23 protein-coding genes are annotated in these 25514 nt (G+C 50.4%); all 23 read left to right on the top strand.

Going from position 1 to position 25514, the window contains the following annotated elements; genetic code table 11:
* The first annotated feature begins 9 nt into the window (after positions 1-9).
* The 23 genes from clpX to HW443_RS01215 all read left to right on the top strand — a co-directional run bounded on the left by clpX (position 10) and on the right by HW443_RS01215 (position 25510).
* Positions 10-1287, top strand: coding sequence for an ATP-dependent Clp protease ATP-binding subunit ClpX (gene clpX / locus HW443_RS01325; RefSeq protein ID WP_176231103.1), 1278 nt, complete (start codon positions 10-12; stop codon positions 1285-1287).
* Positions 1288-1320: 33 nt separating this feature from the next.
* Positions 1321-1614, top strand: coding sequence for a hypothetical protein (locus HW443_RS01320; protein WP_176231104.1), 294 nt, complete (start codon positions 1321-1323; stop codon positions 1612-1614).
* On the top strand, positions 1614-4271 hold the full coding sequence (locus HW443_RS01315; RefSeq protein ID WP_176231107.1) for a valine--tRNA ligase: 2658 nt from the start codon (positions 1614-1616) through the stop codon (positions 4269-4271). The genes HW443_RS01320 and HW443_RS01315 overlap by 1 nt, the downstream gene beginning before the upstream one ends.
* Positions 4268-5617, top strand: a complete 1350-nt coding sequence (locus HW443_RS01310) for a bifunctional folylpolyglutamate synthase/dihydrofolate synthase (protein ID WP_176231105.1) — start codon at positions 4268-4270, stop codon at positions 5615-5617. The genes HW443_RS01315 and HW443_RS01310 overlap by 4 nt, the downstream gene beginning before the upstream one ends.
* A gap of 89 nt (positions 5618-5706) precedes the next feature.
* Positions 5707-6144, top strand: coding sequence for a double zinc ribbon domain-containing protein (locus HW443_RS01305; RefSeq protein ID WP_176237841.1), 438 nt, complete (start codon positions 5707-5709; stop codon positions 6142-6144).
* A gap of 74 nt (positions 6145-6218) precedes the next feature.
* Complete coding sequence (ndk, locus tag HW443_RS01300) at positions 6219-6644, top strand: nucleoside-diphosphate kinase (RefSeq protein ID WP_176229401.1); 426 nt, start codon at positions 6219-6221, stop codon at positions 6642-6644.
* A gap of 186 nt (positions 6645-6830) precedes the next feature.
* Positions 6831-7070: a DUF4321 domain-containing protein gene (locus HW443_RS01295; RefSeq protein WP_176229402.1), complete on the top strand. Its 240-nt coding sequence runs from the start codon at positions 6831-6833 to the stop codon at positions 7068-7070.
* Between the two features lie 53 nt (positions 7071-7123).
* Entirely contained in the window at positions 7124-8158 is a 1035-nt protein-coding gene (gene mreB / locus HW443_RS01290; protein ID WP_176236715.1) for a rod shape-determining protein, read from the top strand.
* Between the two features lie 9 nt (positions 8159-8167).
* Positions 8168-9016 (top strand): rod shape-determining protein MreC, encoded by an 849-nt coding sequence (mreC, locus tag HW443_RS01285; RefSeq protein ID WP_176236714.1) that lies wholly within the window; start codon positions 8168-8170, stop codon positions 9014-9016.
* A gap of 1 nt (position 9017) precedes the next feature.
* Positions 9018-9518 carry a rod shape-determining protein MreD gene (gene mreD / locus HW443_RS01280; RefSeq protein ID WP_176235494.1) on the top strand — a complete coding sequence of 167 codons (501 nt, stop codon included), beginning with the start codon at positions 9018-9020 and terminating at the stop codon, positions 9516-9518.
* 5 nt (positions 9519-9523) lie between these two features.
* Entirely contained in the window at positions 9524-11416 is a 1893-nt protein-coding gene (gene mrdA, locus HW443_RS01275; protein WP_176237840.1) for a penicillin-binding protein 2, read from the top strand.
* Between the two features lie 5 nt (positions 11417-11421).
* Positions 11422-12564, top strand: a complete 1143-nt coding sequence (rodA, locus tag HW443_RS01270) for a rod shape-determining protein RodA (protein ID WP_176237839.1) — start codon at positions 11422-11424, stop codon at positions 12562-12564.
* Between the two features lie 232 nt (positions 12565-12796).
* Positions 12797-13759, top strand: a complete 963-nt coding sequence (locus HW443_RS01265; RefSeq protein ID WP_176231948.1) for a DUF4032 domain-containing protein — start codon at positions 12797-12799, stop codon at positions 13757-13759.
* Positions 13760-13798: 39 nt separating this feature from the next.
* A complete protein-coding gene (locus HW443_RS01260; RefSeq protein WP_176235491.1) occupies positions 13799-16381 on the top strand; it encodes a TIGR03960 family B12-binding radical SAM protein in 2583 nt (860 codons plus the stop codon).
* A gap of 120 nt (positions 16382-16501) precedes the next feature.
* Positions 16502-18175, top strand: coding sequence for an Rne/Rng family ribonuclease (locus tag HW443_RS01255; protein ID WP_219857216.1), 1674 nt, complete (start codon positions 16502-16504; stop codon positions 18173-18175).
* Positions 18176-18248: 73 nt separating this feature from the next.
* Entirely contained in the window at positions 18249-18650 is a 402-nt protein-coding gene (rplU, locus tag HW443_RS01250; RefSeq protein ID WP_176237837.1) for a 50S ribosomal protein L21, read from the top strand.
* Positions 18651-18703: 53 nt separating this feature from the next.
* Positions 18704-18952: a 50S ribosomal protein L27 gene (gene rpmA / locus HW443_RS01245; RefSeq protein WP_176237836.1), complete on the top strand. Its 249-nt coding sequence runs from the start codon at positions 18704-18706 to the stop codon at positions 18950-18952.
* A 467-nt stretch (positions 18953-19419) separates the two neighbouring features.
* Positions 19420-20727, top strand: coding sequence for a GTPase ObgE (gene obgE / locus HW443_RS01240; RefSeq protein WP_176235488.1), 1308 nt, complete (start codon positions 19420-19422; stop codon positions 20725-20727).
* A gap of 171 nt (positions 20728-20898) precedes the next feature.
* Complete coding sequence (gene proB / locus HW443_RS01235) at positions 20899-22017, top strand: glutamate 5-kinase (RefSeq protein WP_176229414.1); 1119 nt, start codon at positions 20899-20901, stop codon at positions 22015-22017.
* Between the two features lie 231 nt (positions 22018-22248).
* The gene (locus HW443_RS01230; protein WP_176235487.1) at positions 22249-23496 is read left to right on the top strand and encodes a glutamate-5-semialdehyde dehydrogenase; all 1248 of its coding nucleotides are present in this window, start codon (positions 22249-22251) and stop codon (positions 23494-23496) included.
* On the top strand, positions 23471-24130 hold the full coding sequence (gene nadD, locus HW443_RS01225; protein ID WP_176235486.1) for a nicotinate-nucleotide adenylyltransferase: 660 nt from the start codon (positions 23471-23473) through the stop codon (positions 24128-24130). Before HW443_RS01230 ends, nadD begins: the two co-directional genes overlap by 26 nt.
* Positions 24127-24819 (top strand): bis(5'-nucleosyl)-tetraphosphatase (symmetrical) YqeK, encoded by a 693-nt coding sequence (gene yqeK / locus HW443_RS01220; RefSeq protein WP_176235485.1) that lies wholly within the window; start codon positions 24127-24129, stop codon positions 24817-24819. Before nadD ends, yqeK begins: the two co-directional genes overlap by 4 nt.
* Positions 24820-25000: 181 nt before the next feature.
* Entirely contained in the window at positions 25001-25510 is a 510-nt protein-coding gene (locus HW443_RS01215) for a LacI family DNA-binding transcriptional regulator (protein ID WP_176235484.1), read from the top strand.
* The last annotated feature ends 4 nt before the right edge of the window (positions 25511-25514 follow it).

The following is a 25514-nucleotide window of genomic DNA, read 5'->3' as shown; positions in this document are numbered from 1 at the left end:
GGAGGTTCTGTGTCCAAGTTTGCCGAGGATAGCGAACTGCTGAAGTGCTCTTTTTGTGGGAAAAACCAGAGACAGGTCAAGAAGTTAATTGCTGGTCCTGGTGTTTACATCTGCGATGAATGCATCGATCTCTGTAACGAGATTATTGATGAGGAACTGAGCGAGGAAGTTGATTTTAATCTGCAAGATCTCCCCAAGCCCAGGGAGATCTATCAAGTGCTAAATGATTATGTGGTGGATCAGGATAAGGCCAAAAAGGTATTGTCGGTAGCCGTCTACAATCACTATAAGCGGATAAAGATGGATTCTCAATCCAGCGACGATGTGGAGCTTCAGAAGAGTAATATCCTGATCATGGGCCCTACAGGTTGTGGGAAAACCCTTCTGGCCCAAACCCTGGCCAGGATTTTGGATGTTCCCTTCTCCATTGCCGATGCTACTGCTCTGACCGAGGCAGGTTACGTAGGTGAGGATGTGGAGAATATCCTACTTCGCCTGATTCAGGCTGCAGACTATGATGTGAAGAAAGCCGAGACAGGCATCGTCTATATCGACGAGATAGACAAAATAGCCAGAAAATCGGAGAATCCCTCTATCACCAGAGACGTTTCGGGGGAAGGGGTGCAACAGGCGCTTTTGAAGATTCTGGAAGGGACCACAGCCAGTGTCCCTCCCCAGGGGGGACGCAAACACCCCCACCAGGAGTTTATTCAGATTGACACCACCAATATCCTTTTTATTTGTGGAGGAACTCTCAGCGGGCTGGAGAAAATCATTGATTCCCGCATCAGTAGAACCAGTCTGGGCTTTACTGCGGAGAAGGTGAACAAGAAGAAATTGCAAGATGGGGAGATACTGGACCAGACCCTTCCGGAAGATTTGATAAAGTTCGGTTTCATCCCCGAGTTCGTGGGCCGTCTTCCAGTAGTCACCTCGGTGCGCAGCCTGAGCGAGGACGCTCTGGTAGAGATATTGACCCGACCCAAGAATGCCCTGATTAAGCAGTACAAAAAGATTTTTGGATTCGATGGGGTGGAGCTCATTTTTACCGAGGATGCCCTCAGGGCTATTGCCAGAAAAGCCTTGATCCGAGGGACGGGAGCCAGGGGCTTGAGGTCCATACTGGAGGAAATTATGCTGGGAGCGATGTACGAGATTCCCTCCCGCAGTGACGTGAGAAAATGCGTCATCACCAAAGAGATAGTAGAAAATAGACTGGAGCCCACCCTGGTTACAGTCACTACCTCTGGCAGTAAAGCAGCCGGACGAGCTGAGCTCTCTGCCTGAGTGCGGTACCGATCCAGGGCAGAAGAAGTCCAGGTGGCTTTTGGAAAACCCATTCCCTATGGCGGGAGAATGGGTTTTTTGGTGAACTACCCCTCCCTTACGGAAGGAGCTTCCTGGGCTGAGTGCCTGGCGGCTGCCCATATCTCCACAAGCGTTGATTTCCGCAGTTCCTGCGGTATACAAACATATAGTAGCAAAAAGGGGAGGAAAAATCAAGCAAAGCCGCCTCTCACCCCCTCCCTTACGGAAGGGGAACTCTCGGCGGGGAAGTTAATGCGGATGTGGCTGGCGGACAGGACCGCATATGGTGGGGAAGGGAAGTTCTGATGCCCGAATTGCCTGACCAGTATAAACCTGCAGAAGTGGAAAAGAAAATCTATTCCTTTTGGGAGGAGAAGAGGCTTTTCCATGCTGAGGTTGACTCCTCCAGGGAACCCTTTGTCATTGTAATTCCTCCGCCCAACGTAACCGGTTCTCTGCACATGGGCCATGCCCTCAATAACGTTCTTCAGGATATCATCATTAGATACAAGAGGATGAAAGGCCTCAATGCCTGCTGGATCCCAGGGACGGACCATGCGGGTATCGCCACTCAAAACGTGGTAGAAAAGGAGCTTATGGCAGAGGGTCTGACCCGACAGCAACTGGGGCGGGAGAAGTTTTTGGAGCGAGTGTGGGCCTGGAAGGAGAAGTATGGCAACCGTATTATTGATCAGCTCAAGGCCCTGGGCGCTTCGGCTGACTGGGAGAGGCAGCGCTTTACCATGGATGAGGGGTGCAGTCGGGCGGTAAGAACCTTCTTTGTCAAACTGTACCAGGATGGCCTGATTTACCGGGGCGACTACATGATCAACTGGTGTCCCCGTTGCCATACCGCCCTCTCCGATATTGAAGTGGAGCATCATCCTCGCCCGGAGGCTGCTCTGTGGCGGGTGCGGTATCCTCTCAAGGACCAGGAAGGATATATTGTAGTGGCTACCACCCGGCCCGAGACCATGCTGGGAGATACGGCGGTGGCCGTGAACCCCAAAGACCCGCGCTATCGGCAGTTGGTGGGCCGCATGGCCATCCTTCCTCTGCTAAACCGGGAGCTACCCATCATAGAGGATGAGTATGTGGACCCTCAGTTCGGTACGGGAGCACTGAAGATCACCCCGGCCCATGATCCTCATGACTTTGAGGTGGCTGTCCGTCATGGACTGCCCCTGGTTAACATCTTTACCGAATCGGCCGTGACCAATGAAAATGCTGGCCCCTACCAGGGTCTGGAACGCTCCGAAGCCCGCCGCCGAGTAGTGGCAGATCTGGAAAGACTGGGCCTTGTGGAAGGACAGGAAAAGTATTCCCACTCCGTGGGACAATGTTACCGCTGCGATACCATGGTGGAGCCCAGGATTTCCAGGCAATGGTTCCTGCGCATGAAGCCTCTGGCTGGACCTGCTGTAGAGGCAGTCCGGGAGGGGCGGATCGAATTTATCCCTTCCCCGTGGGCAAAGGTCTACTTTGATTGGATGCAGAATATTCGGGACTGGTGTATCTCCCGCCAAATCTGGTGGGGCCATCGTATACCGGCCTGGTACTGCCGGAGGTGCGGTCAGGAGATCGTGACTGTGGATGATCCCCAGGTCTGCCCTGGCTGTAGCTCGGAGGAACTACACCAGGAGGACGATGTTCTGGATACCTGGTTCTCCTCAGCCCTGTGGCCCTTCTCCACTCTGGGCTGGCCGGATGATACGGAAGATCTTCGCTACTTTTATCCCACGGATGTGCTGGTGACTGGCCACGACATCATCTTTTTCTGGGTAGCTCGGATGATCATGGCTGGTCTGTACGGGGTGGGAGATGTGCCCTTCCATCAGGTTTTCATCAACCCTCTTGTCTCCGACATCCAGGGTCAGAAAATGAGCAAGTCCCGGGGCAATGTCATAGATCCTCTCGATGTCATCGGCAAGTGTGGTACCGATGCTCTCCGATTTACCATTTCTTTTCTGACTACCCCGGGTCGGGACGTCCTGCTGGGAGAAGAGAGGATCGAGGGGATGAGGAACTTCGCTAACAAGATCTGGAATGCCTCCCGCTTTATCCTGATGAACGTGGGAGACGGAAAAGATCTAACCTTCTCAGTCAGGGACTTTGATCTGGCTCTTCATGACCGATGGATCTTAAGCCAGCTTTCCCAGACTGCCAGAAAGGTGGAGGAGGAGCTGGCCCGATATAACTTCAGCCAGGCTTCCAAGGCCCTCTATGACTTTTTCTGGGGCAGGTTCTGTGACTGGTATATCGAGATGAGTAAGAGAGACCTCTATCGAGGAGAGAAAAAAGACTCAGATAAAGCTCGTTCCATCCTGCTCTACGTACAGGATCGATTTTTGAGACTTCTCCACCCCTTTATGCCCTTTATCACCGAGGAGATCTGGCAACTGCTGCCTCATGATGGAGAGAGCATCATGGTGGCCTCCTATCCCAGTTATGAGGAGAGCCTCATAGATGAAGAGGCGGACCGACAGATGGAAGCTCTGATGGAGGTGGTCACTGAGGTCAGGCGGCTAAGATCGGAGCATAATATTAACCCCGCCCAAAAGCTAAGGATCGTATTAGTCCCTGCCAATGGTGAGTTGAAGGAGATATGGGCTCAGAGCTCTGGCTATATTATGGATCTGGCCAGAGTGGAGGAGATGAGATTGGAGGAGTCGGTGGAGCACCCCGGACAATATCTGAAAGGAGTGGCTGCAGGAGCAGAGCTCTATGTGGAGGCGAGTGGGCTGATCGACCTGAGTAGTGAAAAAGAAAGGCTGAGGCGGCAGATGGGCCGTCTGGACCAGGAAATAAAGAGGAGCCAGGAAAAGCTGGCCAATCAAAACTACCTGAGCCGCGCTCCTGAGGGGGTAGTAGCCAGGGAGAGGACCAAACTGCAAGAGTTTCAGGAAGTTCGAGATCGACTACAGCGACAGATAGAAAACCGGGAGAGTCTGGAGGAACTTTGATCAGAATTAAGAATTATCAGGATGCTAAAGAGTACATCAAATCTACCGAGATCTTCGGCATTAATCCCTCCCTCAGCCAGATGGAAAGGATCTATTGCCTTTTAGGAGATGCTCCGCGGAATTTTGGCTCCCTGCACGTAGTGGGCACTAATGGCAAGACTTCCACCACCCGTATGATCGGCTCCATTCTGAAAGAGGCAGGACTTAAGGTGGGAGTCTATACTTCTCCTCATATTCGAGAGTTCACCGAGCGAATTGAGGTGGGAGGACAGGAAATATCGGAGGATGAGTTTGTGGCTTACCTGAACCTTTTGTTACCTCTGATCAATGAGGTCAATAGCGCTTCTGGAGAGAATCTAACCCAGTTTGAAATTCTCACCGCCCTGGCTCTGAAGTACTTCTATGACCATCAGGTAGATTGCACCGTTCTGGAGGCCGGCATGGGCGGCCGATGGGATGCCACCAACGTTGTTTTCTCCCGAGTGGTGGCCCTGACCAATATAAGTTTGGAGCATACCCAGATTCTGGGCAACAGCATATGCCAGATAGCCTGGGAAGAAGCCGGGGTAATCAAAAAAGGATCCTCGGTGGCTACCATGTCCAGGGACAGGCGAGTCATAAAGGTGCTGGAGGCTAAGACCACTGAGACAGGCTCTCCTCTTTATATCTATGGTCGAGACTTCCGATTGAAAGAGATCCGGGAGAACCCAGACGGAGGGGCAATATTTTCTGTTCAGGGGATCAAACACTTTTTTCCTCACCTGCTGATCCAAAGCAAAGCTTCCTTTCAAGTGGAAAATGCCACTCTGAGCATAGTAGCCAGCGAGCTCTTTCTGGACAGTTGGGGAGAAATTAGGGGAGAGTGGGTCAGGACAGGTCTGGAGAGCTTCTCTATTCCGGGACGTCTGGAAATGATCTGTTCTCGTCCAAGAGTACTGGTTGATGGTGCGCATAACCCGGCCGCCATTCAGAAGCTCATGGAGAACATCAAAAAGGGATATAGCTACTCCAGACTCATCATCATTCTGGCTCTTTTTAAGGATAAGGATGCCAGCAAGATGATCAAATACCTTCTTCCCCAGGTGGATGTGATCTTCCTTTCCGAGAGTGGTCTTCCCAGGAGCCAGGATGCAGAATACCTCAGAACCCTGGTAGAAAAGAACCACCACCTGGTGACGTCGGACAAAAGGATAGAGGTCTGGGTGGAGAGAGATCTGGCCCGGGCAGTGAAGAAGGCCATAGCCATGGCCAAAGAGCAGGATCTAATATGTGTGGCGGGGTCTCTGTCCAATATCTGGATTGCCAAAAAGACAGTGCAAGACCTGACTGAGGAAGTATTTTCTTAATCCTACAAGGGGTGGTATCATAGAAAAAGAAAGGAGGAAGCGCAATTCCCCTGCCTGCTAAAGCTGACCGTCCCCTTGCGTGAATTTCTATGGAAATATTGGATGAAATTTTGCAGTTCTTCACCTCCCCCATTTTTAAGCTGGGTCTGAATGTAACCATTTTCTTCTTGATCCTGCTGTGGCTGAGCGTGGTGTACTGGGTTTATCGTGATGCTGTCAGGAGAGATGCCAGTGGTATCTTTTGGGCCGTGGTTGCCCTCATTTTCGGGTTTTTTGGATTAATACTCTATTTTATTCTTCGGCCTCCAGAGTTGAGAGAGGATGCTCTGGAACGGGAGCTGGAAATAGAAGCCAAAGAGAGGCTGGTCGAGGAGAATCCTCACTGCCCCGCTTGCGGTAAAAGAGTGGAGGTAGACTTTCTGATTTGTCCGTACTGCCGTAAGAAGCTCAAAAACTCCTGTACCCAGTGTGGCCGCTCTCTTCAGTTGAATTGGATCGTCTGCCCGTATTGTCGATACGAGACCTGATTGGTCATTGTGGCATCATCGCTGGCCAACAATGAGAATATCCAGTATTTTCTACTCAGGTAAAGAGAGGGACAATGTGGCAAAAAACACTAATTATTATTAAGCCCGATGCGGTCAGAAGGGGACTGAGCGGCGAGATTATTAAGAGAATCGAGGCCAAAGGGCTGAATATTGAGGATATGAAGATGATGCACCTAAAGAGGGAGCTAGCTGAGAAGCACTATGAGGAGCATAAGGACAAGCCCTTCTTTGAAAGTCTGGTGGATTTCATCACCTCTGGAAAGGTGGTGGTCATGATAGTGTCAGGACCAGAAGCGGTAAAAATTGTCAGGACTATGATGGGACCTACCAATCCCGCTGAAGCACCTCCGGGCACCATCCGGGGTGACTTCGGAATTGAGACCCAGGAGAACATCATCCACGGCTCTGATTCGGTCAAGAGCGCGGAGAGGGAAATTTCTCTCTTTTTTGACTACGCTCTGGGAGGAAGCTTTCAGTAAACCTGTTGCTACTACGGGGTGCAGAGTGCTTGACGGAAGCGCTTGTGCATTTGAAATTTTGTCAGTTTCCTGGAAACATTGGAAATTAGGTGACCTGGCTCCCACTTTCGGTTTGGCTTGCCAACCAAAATACCAAATGATAAACTGTTAAACAAGTGAAGACTGTTCTGGCAAGAGGAAAAAAATTTGAGAGTCCGGGGAAGATATGTCCTGATTATCCTGTTGGTGGGGGCTATCTTGGGTTCTATCATAGGATACGTTCTAAGAGAGCTGCTTCCCATATTGGACATGGGGGTTAAGATAGGACTCTCTCCGGTTACTGTTGACCTACATCTGTTTGATCTGACCTTCGGCATGCAGGTGAAGATTACTCTGGCTTCCATCATGGGCTTATTAGCTACTTTTTTGTTACTGGACATTAAATGAAGGCTGGGGTAGCCAGTAATTCTTTAGCAGGATGAGGGAACGGGAAGGAAGCCATGCTGGAAAGACTTTTTAGTTTCATCGGGCAAGATATTGCCATAGACCTGGGCACAGCCACTACTTTGGTCTATGTCAGGGGAAAGGGTGTGGTGCTTAACGAGCCCTCGGTAGTGGCTCTGGATAGGGACACCGGGGCGGTCCTGGCGGTGGGGCTGGAGGCCAAAAACATGATCGGCAAGACTCCGGAGAGGATAGTGCCGATCAGACCTCTCAAAGATGGAGTAATCGCCGATTTCGATACTACAGAAAAGATGCTCCGCTACTTTATCAACAAAGTACACCGGCACCGTTTCTTTGCTCGTCCCAGAATAATCATCTGTGTGCCCTCAGGCATAACTGGCGTAGAGAGAAGGGCGGTAAGTGAGGTTTGTGAGCAGGCCGGGGCCAGAGCTGCCTACATAATTGAGGAACCTATGGCAGCAGCTATCGGAGCGGGTCTGCCTGTCGGAGAAGCTGTGGGCAGCATGATAGTGGACATAGGTGGAGGGACCACCGAGGTGGCGGTTATCTCGCTAGGCGGAATAGTGGTAAGCAAGTCCATTCGGATCGCTGGAGACGAGATGGATGAGGCCATCATCAGCTATTTCCGAAAAGAACATAACCTGATGATCGGTCCGAGAGTGGCCGAAGATCTGAAGATAGAGATTGGTTCCGCCTTTCCTCTGGAGCAGGAGGAAAAGGCAGAGATAAAAGGCAGAGACCTGGTGACCGGGCTCCCCAAGAGCCTCATTGTCTCCAGCCAGGAGGTTAGAAAAGCTCTGGAGGAGCCAGTGGCCAATATCATTTATGCCGTTCATGAGGTCCTTTCCATCACCCCCCCGGAGCTGGCTGCCGACATCATCGACCGGGGGATAGTTCTGGCGGGAGGAGGCTCTCTGCTGAAGGGTCTTCCGGAACGTATCCATCACGAGACCCAGTGCACCATCTATCTGGTCGATCAGCCCCTCTCGGCGGTGGTTCTCGGATCTGGCAAATGTCTGGAGGAATTCTCCACTTTAAAGAAGCATCTTGGAATGCCCAAACAATTTTAGGGTCTTCTCATGTCCTCGATCAATGGCAGCCACAAAAATCAGATTGTGCTGGTTATCCTGATTGTCCTCAGCATCCTGGTGGCTACTTTTCAGTTTCGGCAGAATGAAGGGCAGATTTTGACGGCCATCCATGAGAATTTGCTCCTCGTCTTTGCTCCCGTTCAAAAAGGGGTGGTCACTCTTATCCGGCCTCTGACCGATATAGCAAGGTCCGTCCAGGAGTTGGGTACCCTGCGGCAGGAGAACCAGGCCCTGCGGGCAGAGGCATCTGAGCTGCGGATGGAAAGTGCCCGACTTCAGGAGGTGGAGGCAGAGAACCGGGAGCTGCGAAGACTTCTGGGTGCCCCAGCCCGCCAGAAATTTGAGACAGTACTGGCTACGGTAATAGGTAGATCTTTCACCAACTGGCATGCTGCTATTGTGATCGATAAGGGTCGTGATCACGGGGTAGAAGTGAATATGCCGGTTATAACAGACCGGGGGCTGGTAGGAAAAGTCACCACCGTGTCCCGCAATGCGGCTGAAGTGCAGTTGATCATCGATCCTCAGAGTTCTGTGGGGGGAAGAGATGTATCCACCAGAGCCAGAGGGATAGTGGAAGGGACCATGACCGATATCCTCAAATTCAATTATGTTCCCAAGGACTCCCGGGTCGAGAAAGGAAATCGGGTCGTCACCTCTGGTTATGGCGGTATCTACCCCAGTGGTATTCTTATCGGCAAAGTGAGCCAGGTGGAGGAGAGAAGATACGATTTTTATCAGCAGATCGAGGTTGTTCCTTTTGTAGATTTTGATGCTCTGGAAAAGGTTCTGATCATTACCAATGCCTCTCCCAGGGTGGACTTCCAGGAGGACTAGAGTGCAGCACCGGATCATAGTCTTTATGTTTCTATTTCTGGCTCTTCTGCTTCAGATGGCCCTGGCTCCCAACATTGCCCTGGGCAAAGCGATTCCCGACTTTGTGCTGGTATTGGTCATATCTGTGGCCATAATTGAGGGTTCCCGGTTTGGTTCCATAATCGGGTTTATAGGGGGCTTTCTGGCTGATCTTCTGGGTGGAGGTATTTTAGGCATATATGCTTTTTCCAAAACTATTGTGGGCTATATGGCCGGAAATGTAGTGACCATGATCAATGCGGAGAGCCGTTACGTTCCGGCTCTGGTGGCTCTTTTGGGCAGCATAGTTCATCTTGGTCTGGTTATGGCTATTACTTATATCTTTGGTATTGTGCGGGATTTTAATTTATTCCAGGTCAACATATTGATCCAGCCCCTTTACAATACTTTCTGGATGATCCTTATTTTTCCGGTTATCCGAATAGTTCTCACCAAAGAGAGAAGCTTCCGTCTGTTCCGGTGATCATCATGGCCTATATCAGTGAAGATATTGAACGCAGATTAAAGCTATTGGGCCTCATTGCCCTGCTACTGCTGGCAGTTGTCCTTCTGCGCCTGGGGTTTTTGCAGGTTATGGTGGGTCAGGTCTATGCCCTGAGAGCAGAGGAGAACCGGTACCGGAGTGTGCCGGTCCAGGCCCAGAGGGGTCTTATTCTGGACAGAAAGGGAAAGATATTAGTGGGAAACAGACCTGCTGTGGCAGTAACAGCCATGCCTTCTCTGGTTCTGGGCAACCAGGCCACAGTCTCCGAATTGAGCGATATCCTGAATATGTCTGCCGAGGACATCCAGAGGAAGCTTAACTATCTAGATCAGAGCTCCGAGGAGCGGGTGATCTTGAAGGAAGGAATCGATGAGAAGACCAAGGTTTACCTTAGTGAACGGAGAAACGAGCTTCCCGGGGTTTCCCTGGAAGTAGTTCCGGTACGGAATTATCCGGGCGGAGATCTGGCTGCCCATATTCTGGGTTATGCGGGAAAGGTCTCCGAGGAGGATCTAAAACGTATAGCCGATCCCCAAAGCTATCACCCTACGGACGAGATAGGTAAGTCAGGTCTGGAGAGGGTCTACGAGAACTACTTGAGAGGGAGTTCGGGTCAGAAGATTATGGAGATAGATTCCCACGGCAGACCAGTGAGAGTGATCAGAATTACGGAGTCCGTTCCCGGCTCTAACATTTATCTATCCATAGATCTGGATATTCAGAAGAAGGCTGAGGAGGTGCTGGAGAAATGGATCTACCTGGCCCGGCAGATAGAGAGCGAAGATGGAGAGGGCTTTTATAAGGCTACCGGTGGAGCAGTGGTAATTCTGGATGCTAGCAACGGAGAAGTTCTGGCCATGGCCAGCTTCCCGGCCTATGACCCTAATCTCTTTGTAGGAGGCATCTCTCAAAAGGATTGGAAATATCTCATTGATCCTGCCTATTACCATCCTTTTAATAACCGGGCCATCCGGTCCTACGCTCCGGCTTCTACCTACAAGGTGATTCCAGCCATCGCTGGACTGGAAGAAGGAGTACTGGATGCCAACACCACCTTTACTTGCCGGGGGGTCTGGAGGGAGCTGGAGCCCTATCTCTGGCATTGCTGGTTCAAGCCGGGACACGGCCCCAGCAATCTGGAGAGGGCCCTGGAAGTATCCTGTGGCGTCTTCTTCCCCCAGATCGGTCTGGAGCTGGACCGCAAGAGGCGGTTGGGGGCGGGAGAACTGCTGCAGAACTATTCTTTTCTGTTTGGTCTGGGCGAAGCAAGCGGTATCGATCTTCCGCCTGAGTTTGGATCTGCGGGAAGGGTGCCTACCGAGGAGTGGAAGAGGGAGTTTAACCAGGATAATTCGGAGAACGCTCGTTGGTTTGTGGGCGATACCATAAATATGGTTATTGGACAGGGAGATCTTCTGGCTACTCCTTTACAGATAGCAAACCTGTATCTGGCTATAGCCACCCGGGGAGATCTCTATGTTCCTCGCCTGGCTACCAAAGTGGAGACCTACGATGGTCAATTGGTGGAAAGATTTGAGCCCAAGATTAAGAGAAAAATAGGGGTAAAAAGGGAATACTTTGATCTCATTGAGCGAGGCCTGGTCAGAGTTACTCAGAAAGGGACGGCGGCCCGGGCCTTTGCCGACTTCCCCCTGGATCAGATTCCGGTGGCTGGAAAGACCGGAACGGCTGAGGTGGTGGGAAGGCAGCATACTGCCTGGTTTGCCAGTTATGCTCCGGTGGGAGATCCCCAATATATAGTCGTGGTGATGGTGGAAGAAGCAGGTGCTGGAGGAGGGGTTGCTGCTCAGGCATCCCAGGAGATCTATCGTTTTCTGTTCGGTCTGGAAGAACCTCAGGAAGGGAAGGAGGGTTAGCTTTCTTGTACGAGACCAACCACGAGCTCAGGTCTGGTTTGGGGAGTCCCCCCAAATTCAGCTTTGATTTTGTCCTCCCCCTGGCCTCCCTACTTCTCGGCCTATATGGGGCCTTGCTCATTTACAGCGCCACCGGAGTGGGTGAGTTCTGGCTAACTCAAGACCCCTACTTCTACTTGAAGAGGCAAATCCTTTTTCTCATCGTGGGCTTGACTCTTTTCTTTGTGGTGACCATCTTTAATTATGCTGTGCTGCGAGGTGTCTGGATCTGGATCTATTTCCTGAATCTTGCAGGGCTGTCTTTGGTGCACTTTTTTGGTCAGGAGGTACATGGCTCCAGAAGCTGGCTGGGCTGGGGAGGTTATGGGATTCAGCCTTCGGAATTCGGTAAAATAGTCCTGATCATCACCCTGGCGGCCTTTTTATCCAATAGGAAGGGAGAGAGCAGAAGTCTTAAAGATGTCATTCTCTCTCTAATTCACGTGGGAATGCCTATTGTCTTGATTCTAAGGGAACCGGACATTGGGATGTCTTTGGTTTACCTGGCCATCCTTCTAGGAATGATGTTTGTGGCCGGCATACGATCTTCCTACCTGATTGGCTTGGGGATTATGGGGAGTGCTGGTGTCGTGGCCATGGTCAGCCTGGGCCTGGTAAAAGAGCACATTGTAAAGAGGCTGATCGTCTTCCTGAATCCTGCCTTCGACCCCCTGGGGGCGGGATATGCTTTGGATCAATCCAAGATCGCTATTGGCTCGGGAGAGCTTTGGGGCAAGGGTCTCTTTCTGGGTAGCCAGACTCACCTTAACTTCGTGCCAGAACAGCACACTGACTTCATCTTCTCTGTTTTGGGAGAGGAGCTGGGTTTTATGGGCGCCCTTTTGCTCTTTCTGCTCTATGGTCTTCTCATCTGGAGATGTCTGGCCGTGGCCCGAAAATCCAGGGACCTCTTTGGTATCTACATCTGTGTGGGTGTGGTCAGCATGTTGGTCTTCCAGATATTTATTAACGTGGGAATGGCCATTGGTATTATGCCTATAGCCGGACTACCTCTTCCTTTCCTAAGCTATGGAGGAAGCTCTCTTATCAGCACCCTGCTGGGACTGGGTCTGGTAGAAAACGTCTATATTCACAGGCAGACTCTGTAAGCCCTCTTCTTCCTGCTGGGGTATAAAGATTTGGCCGTCTCTCTCTTTCCTTCTGGAGCCTATGGAGAAAATCTGAGTCCTGTCAAATTCATGGATAAATACAGGCCTCGCTATCTGATCCACGGCCACTCTCATATTTATAATCCCTGGGAAACCAGGAGAACGCAGTATAAAGACACCCTGGTTATTAATACTTATGGACATCAGATTCTGGAATTGTAGGTGGTGATAGGTGTATTCTTACGGTTCTGATTTCAACGGAGGGTCAACGGGGGAGGAAGAGTTCGTCAGCCTGAGACTTAAATCCTTGATCAACGATATAAAATCCTTTTTCTCCGGCCAGCAAAATACCTTGCTGCCCTTTGATGAGGTAGCTAGAGCCCTGCACGCCAGGCAAAGTGTCTATAAAGGTATTCGGGAAGTTCCTGTAGATGAGATTATTGGAAGCGTGGACAGTTATCACGATTTCGACAGCCATTTCCTGCCCAAATATGACCATCTGGGATATCGCTGGAAAAGGGTCTACCAGGCCTATTCCCGCTATAAGGAACTGCCTCCAGTAGAATTGTGCAAGATAGGCCAGGTCTATTTTGTTAAGGACGGCCATCATCGGGTCTCCGTGGCCAAGCAACAGGGCGCTGAGTTTATTGATGCTGTAGTGACCGAATATCCAGTGAAGGTGCCTTTGACCAGGGATGTGGATCCCCGGGATCTTCTCATAAAAAAGGAGTATGAGGAGTTTCTGGAATATTGCGGCCTGGATAAGACCCGGCCGGATCAACGAATCGAGATGACCGTTCTGGGAAGATACCAGAGCTTACGGGATCAGATAGAAGAGCATAAGTATTACTTAAGCGAGAGAGCGGGACGGGAAATTCCAGTCAAAGAGGCCGCTGCGGACTGGTACGACCATGTTTATCTGCCCACTATCCGGATTATTGAGGAAAGCCATATACTCAAGGACTTTCCTCATCGGACGTCTGCTGATCTCTACGTATGGATCATGGATCATAAGTACCACCTGGGTGAGAGGTATGGGTTTGATGTGGGGATCAGGCGGGCTACCAAGGATTTTGCTGACAGCTACAGCGAAAGAATGGTCCCTGGCCTGATCAAAAAGGCCAGAAAGAAGATAAGAAGGGCCAGGCAGCAACGAGAGCTCAGGACGGGCCCAGCTCGCTCTTCCGGACAATAACCTGGAGTGTTTAAATAACAAGGAGTGCTTATCTGGAACATGTTCTCCAGGAACGAGCTCTATGAAAAAATTCTCACCAGGGTGCGCAAGCCTTCTCAGTACATAGATAGAGAGTTCAATTCCATTCACAAAGACCCTGCCCAGTGTAAAGTAAAGATAGCCCTGGTCTTTCCTGACCTTTATGAGATGGGGATGTCCAATCTGGGCATCCAGATTCTCTACCGCATAGTCAATGATATGCCTCAGGCTGTGGCAGAGCGAGTTTTTGCACCATGGGTGGACATGGAAGAGGAGATGCGCCACCACCACATTTCTCTCCTTAGTCTGGAGAGCAGGACACCAGTCAGAGAGTTTGATATAGTGGGCTTCAGCATCCAACATGAGCTGTGTTTTACTACTGTTCTGAACCTGATAGATCTGGCCGGGCTGGCGGTCAGGGCCTCTCATAGGTCGGAAGCAGATCCCCTGGTTATAGCTGGAGGTCCGGCCACCTTCAATCCGGAGCCTCTGGCTCCCTTCATGGATGCTTTTGCCATAGGCGATGGCGAGAAGCTTATCCAGGAGATAGTGCAGGTGGTGGAGAAGTCCAAAGATGAGAACTGGAGCAGGGGGAAAATCTTAGAAAATCTGGCTCATCTGGAAGGAATATATGTTCCATCTGATTTCGGGGTCACTTATAGGGAAGAGGGTACCATTGCCTCCATAAAGCCTCTTTCTTTTAGAAAGATGGTGCGCAAAAGACTACTTAAGGATCTGAATGTCTTTCCCTCACCGAGCAGCCCCATCGTACCTCATACAGAAGTAGTTCATGACCGATGTAATATCGAGATCATGAGGGGATGTACCCACGGATGCCGCTTCTGCCAGGCCGGGATGATCTACCGCCCGGTGCGGGAGAGAAGTGCTCAGAAAGTGATCCATCTCAGCAGGGAAACTCTACAGAGCACTGGTTACGATGAGCTCTCCCTGGCTTCCCTTTCCACTTCTGACTACTCTTCCATCCATGAGGTTCTCCGGCAAATTCTCCGGGATCATGAGACACCTACCCTGTCCGTTTCTCTTCCCTCCCTGCGCACCGATTCCTTCTCCGTTTACCTGGCCGAGAAGGTCCAGGAGGGAAGGAGATCCGGACTCACTTTTGCCCCGGAGGCAGGTACTCAGCGCCTCCGGGATATCATTAACAAGAATATCTCTCAGGAGGACATTGAGAAATGTATGGAAGTGGCCTTTCGGCAGGGGTGGAGGAAGATCAAGCTCTACTTTATGGTCGGCCTGCCCTATGAGACCCATGAAGATGTGGAGGGCATTGTAGATCTGGTGAAGAAGATCGAGACTCTGGCCCGGGAGGTTCTTCCCCCCTCCGAGGCAAGGAAAATTCAGCTTACGGTCAATATTTCGCCCTTCTGTGCCAAGTCTCATACCCCTTTTCAGTGGGCAGCTCAAAATAGCCTGGAGGAGATAAGGGACAAGCAGAGGTTCCTGAGGGAAAAGTTGAAGAGCCGAAGGGTGAAGTTAAAGTGGCACAACCCGGAGGCCAGTTTGGTGGAAGGAGTGCTGGCGCGGGGCGATCGGCGGGTGGCTGAGGCAGTGGAGGCAGCCTGGCAAAAGGGGTGCCGCTTCGATGGGTGGTCGGAGCAGTTCTCCCTGGCCCCCTGGCTGGAGGCCTTTGCGGAGAAAGGAATCGACCCTGAGTTCTACGTGACCAGGGAACGGGCTGAGGAAGAAACCTTGCCCTGGGATCACCTTGATTGCGGTGTTTCCAGAGGTTTTCTACTTCAGGAGTACCATAAGGCTAAAGAGGGGGAGAAGACCCTGGACTGCAGGTGGCACGGGTGTTATGATTGTGGACTCTGTGGCGATTTTGGGTGTGCCAATATTCTGGACAGGCAAGGTGAGGGAAAGGAACCGCCCTCGCCCGCTGAACCTCTTCGCTCCAGGATCCGGGACAGAGACAAATTCAAGGTGCGCATTCGGTTTACCAAGAGGGATGAGGCCCGCTTTCTCTCCCAACTGGACATGGTGAGGCTTTTCTCCAGAGTGGTCCGCCGGGCGGCTCTACCTATCCTCTACAGTCAGGGATTTAACCCCAGGCCTCAGATCAGCTTCGGGCCACCTCCTCCTGTGGGAGTGGAAAGCGAGGGTGAATATGCCGATCTTATGCTGGCACGCCCGATATCTCCCAGAGAACTTGTAGCCAGGCTCAACCAGAATCTGATAGCGGGCGTGCAGGTACTCCAGGCCCAAATAATTGATCCTAAAGCTAGATCTCTAATGAGTCGGATAGACGTGGCCGATTATACCATAGAGGTTAGACTCGATGGGGCCTCTAGTGGGATGGCGACCAAAGATGGGCCGCAAAAAGAGAAACTGGAGAAATTTGTGACATCTTTGACCAAATTATCGGATAAAGTCATAGCGGCCAGACTGCAAAGTCTCTCTGGTTCTACAGCTCTGCTGCGGATTCTGGGCCGGGCGGGCAGTCAGGGAAGCTTTAAGCCCTTTGAGCTACCGGATCTCTGGAAAGAGAAGTTCACCGAAGAGGGCCTGGTGTTGGAAAAGGTAAAGAGAGTGGGGTTGTACTACTATAGAGGAGGAGAACTAAAGGATCTCTTTGAGATATGATCATAGTAGATCGGTTATTGCAATATACTAATAGTAAGGTCAGGTCAGGAGGAAATTTTTGGCTATTTTCACAGAGTGGTTAAGGAGACGGATTTGAATAGAAGAATTATGAGTAAAAAAATGATAATCAGCGCGGATGAACATGAGGTAAGAATAGCCGTGCTGGAGGGCGACAGTGTGGTGGAGCTGTACTTTGGACGCCGGGGCAAACAATCTCTGGTAGGCAACATTTATTCAGGACGGGTGCAGAACGTGCTGCCGGGTCTTAATGCCGCTTTTATAGATATAGGAGAGGAAAAGAACGCCTTTCTGTATATGGATGAAGTTTTTGTGCCGCCTGAGCTGATGGATGATTCTGGACCGGTGCCCCAGCAGATTCACAAAGTCCTGAAGCCAGGCCAGAGCGTCATAGTCCAGGTAATCAAGGATCCCATAAAGTCCAAGGGCCCCAGATTGACTACCTTTATTTCCATCCCTGGGCGGTTTCTGGTGCTCATGCCCTACAGTTCGGGAATCGGAGTGTCCCGCAAATTGGACAACAAAGAGAGGGAGAGACTGAGGGAGATAGCTCACAAAATAAGGCCGAGGGAAGGCGGTATCATTGTCCGCACCGCGGCCAAAGGGGTAGATGACAGTACTTTAAAGAGGGATCTCAAATATCTTACCGGTCTCTGGAGCAAGATCAAAAGAAAGATCGGAAAAGTCCGGGGTCCTGAGAAAATCTTCCAGGAGCTGGATCTCCTCAGCCGGGTGCTGAGGGATACCTACTCCGATGACTTTGAGACCATCATCACCGATTCCAAGGATATAAAGAACAAAGCCGTCAATTTCTTGAGAAAGGTGGACCCGGTTGCCATAAGAAAGGTGGGAATCTACCGGGAGGAAGATCCACTTTTTGAAAAGTATAATGTGGATCAGGCCATAGAGCTGGCTCTTAAGAGGAGGGTGGATCTCCAGTCCGGAGGCTATCTCATCATTGACCATACTGAAGCTCTCACGGCTATCGATGTTAACACGGGAAGATTCGTGGGGAGGAGAAATCTGGAGGATACCATTCTCCGAACCAATCTGGAGGCAGCCGAGGAGATAGTGCGCCAGATTCGCCTGCGGGATATCGGAGGGATGATAATAATTGATTTTATTGATATGGAGAGGCCAGAAAATCGGGATAAAGTGATGGTCACCTTCACCGAGAATTTGAAAAAGGATCAGACCAAGACCCAGGTGGTGGAACTATCCAGGCTGGGCCTGATTGAGATGACCAGAAAGAACGTCTCCGAGGGAATAGTGGGCACTCTATGCAAGAAATGTCCCTTCTGTGGAGGCTTGGGCCATGTCCTTTCCGAGGAGACCATGCGCCTGAGAGTAGAAAGGGAAATCAAGAAAATTGCTCGATCCAGACCCCATGAGGCCTTCCTCTTCCGGATGAACTCAGCCGTGGCCGCTATGGTTATTGGACAGGGAGGCTCTAACCTGAGAAGGTTGGAAAGAGATACCGGACGCACCATCATCATAAGAGGTGATGATAGTGCCCCCATCGAGACCTTCCTCCTTATGGCAGAAGGAGACAGAGAGGAAATAGAAAAGGCCGCTGTTCCGGTCCAGGTGGGTCAGATCCTCGACCTGGAGGTGGAAGAGCCTCACCTTAACAATCCCCGGGATGCCATCTCCAAGCTGGAGGGCTATATCATTCAAATCATGGATGGCAGAAAGTATCTCCGCAAGAGAATCAAGGTGAAAATCGTGGAGGTCACCCGTACCTGTGCCTATGCCGAGGTGCTGAACGACGATTGACAGGGCTCTGGGGGATGATATAATATCTGGCGTTGTGCCAGGCAGTCCAAAGCAAGAAGACCATGGAGGAGTAATGGCCATAGACTACGCTATTGTTACTATAGGCGGAAAGCAACACAGAGTCAGCGAAGGCACTGAACTTTTAGTGGACCGATTGGAAGGCGATGTGGGCAAAACCTTCTCTTTGCGAGGGGCTCAGCTTGTGGTGAAGAAAGATGGAGTGATCACTGATCCCCACTTGCTGGCCCAGGTGGAGATCAAAGCATCCATAGTAGAGCACCTGAAGGGCGATAAGATTATTGTTTTTAAGTACAAGCCTAAAAAGGGATATAAAAGGAAAATAGGCCATCGCCAGAAGCATACCCTGCTCAAGGTGGAAAAGATAGCAGGGACGGAAGGATTAGGCACTGCAGAGGAAGCCGAAGAGGTGGCAGAGGTCAGTAAGGTCAGAGAGCTGGAAGAGGCGGAGTCTTGAACTCCCCGGAGATTATGTTTAAGATAAAAGTGGCGAAAGAGGTGTATTAAAATATGGCTCATAAAAAGGGTACTGGCAGTGCTAAAAACGGTAGAGATAGCAACCCCAAGAGTCTGGGCGTGAAGAGATACGGTGGCCAACTGGTTACCGCGGGAAGCATTTTGGTGAGACAGCAGGGTACCAGGTTTAAGCCGGGCTACAATGTGGGTATCGGCGGAGACGATACCTTGTTTGCCAAGGCAGATGGCGTAGTAGTTTTTCGCTCCCGCGGCTCGGACCGGATTGTGGACGTAATATCTTAATACAGAAATGAGAGGCGACTAGAGCAGGTCGCATAATCAATCTGTGGAATTACGTCATAAGGCTGCAAATACTACCCTCGTAAGATATGGTGGGACTAATGAAACACTCCCAGAGAAAATGGGCAGAAACAGATAGGCTATACTTAACCCTACAATGTCATTTACCTGAATACATACAATATGTTCTGGTTCAATTAAAGAAATTGCCCTACATATTGAACCAAGATTCTTAAGTATCGCTGTAGGGTTAAGCCTTAGATACCACTCCTTGGTCCTACCGACTTCAGTTTCTGGCTTACCCCCAACCTGGCTTCGACAAGTTTGTTAATGCTGAAACGTTAACACCACAGTCCCAGGTCATTTTCAGGATCGATCTTGTTGATTTTGAGCAGCAGGCAGAGACATCTTAAACCCTTTAATAGACTTTTGGGCCTCCCCCGAAAACCTGCTTGAGGAGTGACTTCTGGATGTTTGTGGACCAGGCTAAAATATGGGTCAAGGCCGGAGATGGTGGAAAAGGATGCCTCAGCTTCCACCGGACCAAAGTTAACAAAGTAGGGATTCCCGATGGAGGAAAGGGCGGGAAGGGAGGAGACGTTATCCTCAAAGCCAGCAGAGACAAAAGCTCGTTATTGGATTTTCAGAACAGAATTCACTTCCGGGCTGAAAATGGACAGGCTGGTCAAACCCAGGAAAAGCAGGGTAAGGACGGCCAGGATTTGATGGTCTATCTTCCCCGGGGGACGGTAGTCAGGACGGAAGAGGGGGAGCAAGTACTGGTCGACCTGTGTCAAAATGGGGCAGAATATGTGGTAGCCCGGGGAGGAAGGGGTGGTCGTGGTAATGCCAGCTTCGTCTCCCAGAGAAGGAGGCGGCCCAGGTTTGCCGAAAAGGGGGAGAAGGGTGAGGAAACGTGGATAAACCTGGAGCTTAGATTGATGGCAGACGTGGGTATAGTTGGATTTCCTAATGTGGGCAAATCTACCCTGCTCAGTAGAATCTCAGCCGCCCGGCCCAAAATTGCGGAGTACCCCTTCACCACCTTGAATCCGGTTCTGGGAGTGGTCAGGGTAGCAGACGACAGGAACTTTGTGGTGGCCGACATCCCCGGCCTGATCGAGGGGGCTCATCTGGGGCATGGACTGGGTCTGAAGTTTCTCAAGCATATAGAGCGGACCAAAGTTATTCTGCATCTCCTGGACGTTTCAGGAACCACAGGGAGAGACCCGCTCTCCGATTTTGATGCCATAAGGAAAGAATTGAGCCAATTTGATCCAGCTCTGAATAGTAAACCCCTTCTGGTGGCAGCTAACAAGATTGATTGGGATGAAGGAGGTCACAACTTTAGACAAGTACAAAGGTTCTTCCGAGAACGCTATGAGCACTCGGTACTGCCTGTCTCCGCTCTCACCGGAGAAGGGTTGGAAAGACTTGTGGAGGCTCTGGCTGATCTCCTAAATACTGTTGAGCGGGAACATGTATCTTTACCAGAGGGCCCTCCCGAGCCAATTGAGCTGAAGGAGAAAGTGAAGGTTTATACTGCTGCTTCTGAGGAAGATTTCTTCAAGGTGGAGAAAAGGAATGATAAATTTGTGATTGAGGGGAAAAAGGTGGAGAGACTGGCAGCCATGACTGATCTGGATAACGAAGAAGCTGTCCAGTACATGAATGAGCAGTTTGACCATCTGGGTGTGAATGAAGAACTTAAAAAGCTGGGCATCAAAGAGGGCGATACTGTAGCTATCGGAGAGGTGGAATTTGAATTTGTGGAGTGAGCTCTCGCCCGGCAGGTCTTCCAAAAGTGAGAGTTGTTTGATAGGCTCAAGAGTAGGTGGCTAACCTCTACCTGGGGAAAGACTAGATCGACCCCAGATGGCCAGGCTGGCAAGGGAGATTTCGGAAGTAAAGAGGCGAGGGGACGAGGTTACCAAGAGGTGGGGAAAAACTTGGCCAGAACTCTGTCCAATCTGCAAAAAATAGTAATCAAGATCGGATCCAGTTGCATTACCTCTCCCTCCGGAAGACTAGATCGACCCCAGATGGCCAGGTTGGCAAGGGAGATTTCGGAGCTAAAGAAGCGGGGGCATGAAATCATCATCGTCTCCTCAGGAGCCATTGCTGCTGGTGTAGAATCTCTAGATCTTAAGAAGAGGCCTGGAGAGATTCCCAGGCTTCAGGCAGCGGCAGCAGTAGGGCAAGGGCTTCTTATGCATATGTATTCAACCCTCTTCTCCCAGCAGGGAATCAGAGTAGGGCAGATTCTTCTAACTCAGGAGGATACCACCCGGCGCCAGCAGTACATAAATGCTAGAAATACCATCTCCACCCTGCTTAAGTTTGGAGTTATCCCTATTATCAATGAAAATGACTCGGTAGCTGTTGAGGAGATCAAATTTGGCGATAACGACACTCTGGCTGCTCTGGTCTCCAGTCTGGCCAATGCCGATCTTCTGATCATTCTTTCCGATATAGAAGGGTTGTGCTCTACGGATCCCTACCTCTGTGATCATCCGGAGATAATCTCCGAGGTGGAAGAGATAAGCCCTGAGATAGAGGAGATAGCCGGCGGAGCGGGTTCTGGTCGCAGCCGGGGCGGTATGGTGACTAAGATTCAGGCAGCGCGGATTGCTACCTTCTCATCCATTGGGGTGATAATAGCTGACGGTCGAAAAGAAGGAATCCTGCAAGAGATCCTGGCCGGCAAGGAAGTAGGAACCTACTTTAAGCCTCGCAAGGAAAAAGTAGCCAGTCTGAAGAGGTGGATTGCCTTTGGGCGACAGTGCAAGGGCAAAATTATCATCGATGCGGGAGCAGTGAAGGCTATTCGGGAAGATGGAAGAAGCCTTTTGCCAGTGGGCATTCTTCAGGTGGAAGGAGAATTTGAATCAGGCGATAATGTGGATCTCATTGACGGAGAGGGGAAGCTGGTAGCCAGGGGGGTGACTAACTTCTCCCATCAGGAGGTTCGTCGTATTGCTGGTCTCAGGAGTGAAGAGATTATAAGAAAATACGGCAGAGATTATGGTTCCGAGGTTGTGCACCGAGATTTGATGGTCGTGTTTTAGAAAAAATCACCCTCTAATCCCTCTCTTTTCAAAGGGAGGGAGGACGTTATCCTGTGATATAATAAGCAGTTGGCTCATACTGAAAAATAGGCCTGGTACCGTAGGCCAGAGCAAAACTTAGTCTCGGGCCTTTTATCTACACTTTGGTGATACCTCATTTTTCATGTTATCAGTGTGAACCAGTTAGCGGCAGAGGGGATTTTAGGCAGTTATCCGGAGAGAGAGCGCCAGATGATGGATTTGACAGAAATGGGCCAGAGGGCCAAAAAAGCAGCCACCATTCTCGCCAGTTCCTCCACCCAGGTCAAAAATTCAGCCCTTATCCTTATGGCCGACGCTTTGATGGAAAACTCGGTCCGGGTCATGGAGGCCAACCAAAAGGATGTTGAAGAATCCCAAGCCAGGGGCATGTCTGAAATTCTTCTGGACCGGCTGGTTCTGAACGAGAAACGCGTGGCAGACATGGCGGAGGGAATCAAAAGCCTGATCGGCCTGCCGGACCCGGTAGGCGAGATCATATGGGGAAGCAGACTTCCCAACGGCCTTATACTGACCAAAGTACGGGTGCCTCTGGGAGTAGTGGGAATCATCTATGAGGCCAGGCCCAATGTTACGGTAGATGCCTCGGTCCTCTGCCTTAAGTCCGGCAATGCCGTCATCCTCAGAGGTAGTTCCAATACGCTATCCAGCAATGTTGCTCTGGTAGGGGTACTCCGGGACTGTCTTAAAGAGGCTGGACTGCCAGAGGACTCCATTCAACTCGTCTCCTCTCCAGAGAGGGAATATGCAGTCCAGTTGATGAGGCTGAGGGAATATGTGGACGTTCTTATCCCCAGGGGCGGCAAGGACTTAATCGAGAATGTGGTGGCCAATTCTACCGTTCCGGTAATTGAGACCGGAATAGGCAACTGTCATATCTACGTAGATGAGAATGCCGATGTGGAGATGGCCCTCCAGATCCTCCTCAACGCCAAAACTCAGCGGCCTTCAGTATGTAATGCCGCAGAGAGTCTTTTAGTACACGGGAGCATAGCAGACGTTTTTTTGCCCCGGGCCATCCAGGCTTTGACCGAGAAGAAAGTAACTGTCTACGGATGTTCTCGAACCCTGAGCTATGGCCAGGAGGTTTTGCCTGCTTCTGAAGATGATTATTATCGAGAATATCTTGATTTAAAAATCGCCGTTAAAGTGCTAGATTCTCTACAGGAAGCCATAGATCATATCAACAAATACGGGTCCCACCACAGTGACGCTATTGTCACCAATGACTACTGCAGCGCTCAGAAATTTACCCAGGAGGTGGACTCTGCGGCTGTGTACGTAAACGCATCCACCAGGTTTACCGATGGCTTTCAATATGGCCTGGGCGCGGAGATCGGGATCAGCACCCAGAGGCTCCATGCCCGGGGCCCCATGGGTCTTAAGGAATTGACTACCTCAAAGTTTGTGGTGTATGGACAGGGACAGGTCCGCAAGTAGCCCGAAAACCAAAATAGGAATAATGGGGGGGACCTTTAACCCCATTCACTATGGACATCTGGTCACAGCAGAAGAGGCCCTCTATCAATTTCAGTTAGACACGGTCATCTTTATGCCTACCGGCAGACCTCCTCATAAATCTCGTAAAGATCTGGCCAGTGCCGAGGATCGCTATCTCATGACCGTCATAGCCACAGCTTCCAACTCCAGATTTACCGTCTCCCGTATGGAGGTGGATCGGAAGAGCACCACCTATTCCATCGATACTTTGAAAGAGCTGAGAAGGATTTATGGAGAGGAAGTGGATCTCTTTTTCATCACCGGAGCTGATGCTATTTTCGACATCCTGACCTGGAAGGATCCCGAGACCGCGGTGAAGCTCTGCAAGTTCATCGCTGCTACCAGGCCCGGCTATGATCTAAAAAAAATTGAGTCTTTAAGGGAGATGTTGATGGGAAAGAAAGAGGTGGATCCGAAAAACAACATCATCTATGACATGGAGATTCCTGCTCTGGCTATCTCCTCCACAGATATCAGAAGAAGGGTTAGAGAGGGCAGAGCCATAACATACCTTCTTCCTGATGGAGTTATGAATTATATTTACAAGATGGGCCTGTATAAGAATTCATCATGAACCAAAATCAGGACAATACTCAGTTAGAAAATAGCCAATATTTTCAAGATTTCGTAGGTGACGGCCACCTCATGATAAATTACCAGGAATTTGATCAGAGCTTTGTGGACCGCCTGGTGGAGAAACTGCGAGCACTATACGAGCCAGATCTCTTTTCCCACTCTTACCAGACTATGGCCTTTGCCGAGAGGATGGCCGAAAAATATGGGGTGGATCAGGGAAGAACGAAGGTGGCATCCCTCCTCCATGATTATGGGCGAGTTTTCCCACCCCAGGATTTGGTTGCTTTGGTACAGGAAAAGAAAATCCCCTGCACCGAATTTGAACTGGAAACCTCCGATCTCCTGCATGCCCTTGCTGGTCCTGAGCTGATTCGAGAAAATTTCGGGATATGGGACCCCCAGGTTCTCTCAGCGGTGCGAAAGCATACTGTGGGTTCCATCCAAATGTTTCCTCTGGATCACATAGTGTATATTTCCGACAAAGTGGAACTCTACCGCTCATATCCTGGGGTGGACATTCTGCGAAGGACAGCTCTGGAAGACCTCAATGAAGCCTTCAAGCTTTGCTACAAGCAAAGCTTGATCTATGTTCTGACCGAGGGGAAACCTCTGCATCCCGATTCCTGCAAGATATGGAATCAGATGCTACAACATCTGCAGAATTTCTCTTCAAGTTATTCTGGGTGAAGAACTAAATTTTCTAAAAATTTTCTAATAATTTCCTTTCGAAGTTCTTGTAATCGTTTATGTAATCGTTTAGAATAAGCGCGATTGCATGAGAACGGTTACGTAAACGTTTCGTAAAGTTCAGAAAATGGCCTGGATTTGGAAAAAATCTGGACCCGAAAATGGGTAGTAGAGAGCATTTATGACCACCATCAAGGATCTAGCCAAAATGGCCAATGTCTCCGTTGCCACTGTCTCCAGGGTCATAAACAAAAGCGGATACGTAAGCCCAGAGCTTACCCGCCGGGTAGATCAAGCTATAGCTGAGAGCGGATATCAGGTCAACGCCCTGGCCCGCAGCCTCAAGACTGCCAAGACCCATACCATCGGCCTGATTATTGCCGATATCTCCAACCCCTTCTTCACCTCAGTCATTCGCGGCGTAGAAGATATAGCCTATAAGCATGGCTACAATCTTGTCCTGTGCAACACCGACGAGAATCTGGAGAAGGAAAAGCTCTACCTTCAGGTCCTGCGAGGGAAAATGGTGGATGGGTTGATAATCTCACCTGCTGTGACCAAGAGTGAGGGAATAAGAGAGTTGCTCAGAAGGCATCCCAACGTAGTCTTTATGGATAGAAAGGTAGAAGGACAAGAGAACGTTTTCTTTTATCAGTATGAACTGGAAAGGAGAACCGCTAATCAATTATGAGACA

The sequence above is a fragment of the Candidatus Hakubella thermalkaliphila genome, assembly GCF_013281975.1.
Classification (GTDB): Bacteria; Actinomycetota; Humimicrobiia; order Hakubellales; family Hakubellaceae; genus Hakubella; species Hakubella thermalkaliphila.
Note: the sequence above shows the minus strand (reverse complement) of the source record. Positions and strands in the feature narration are given on the sequence as shown.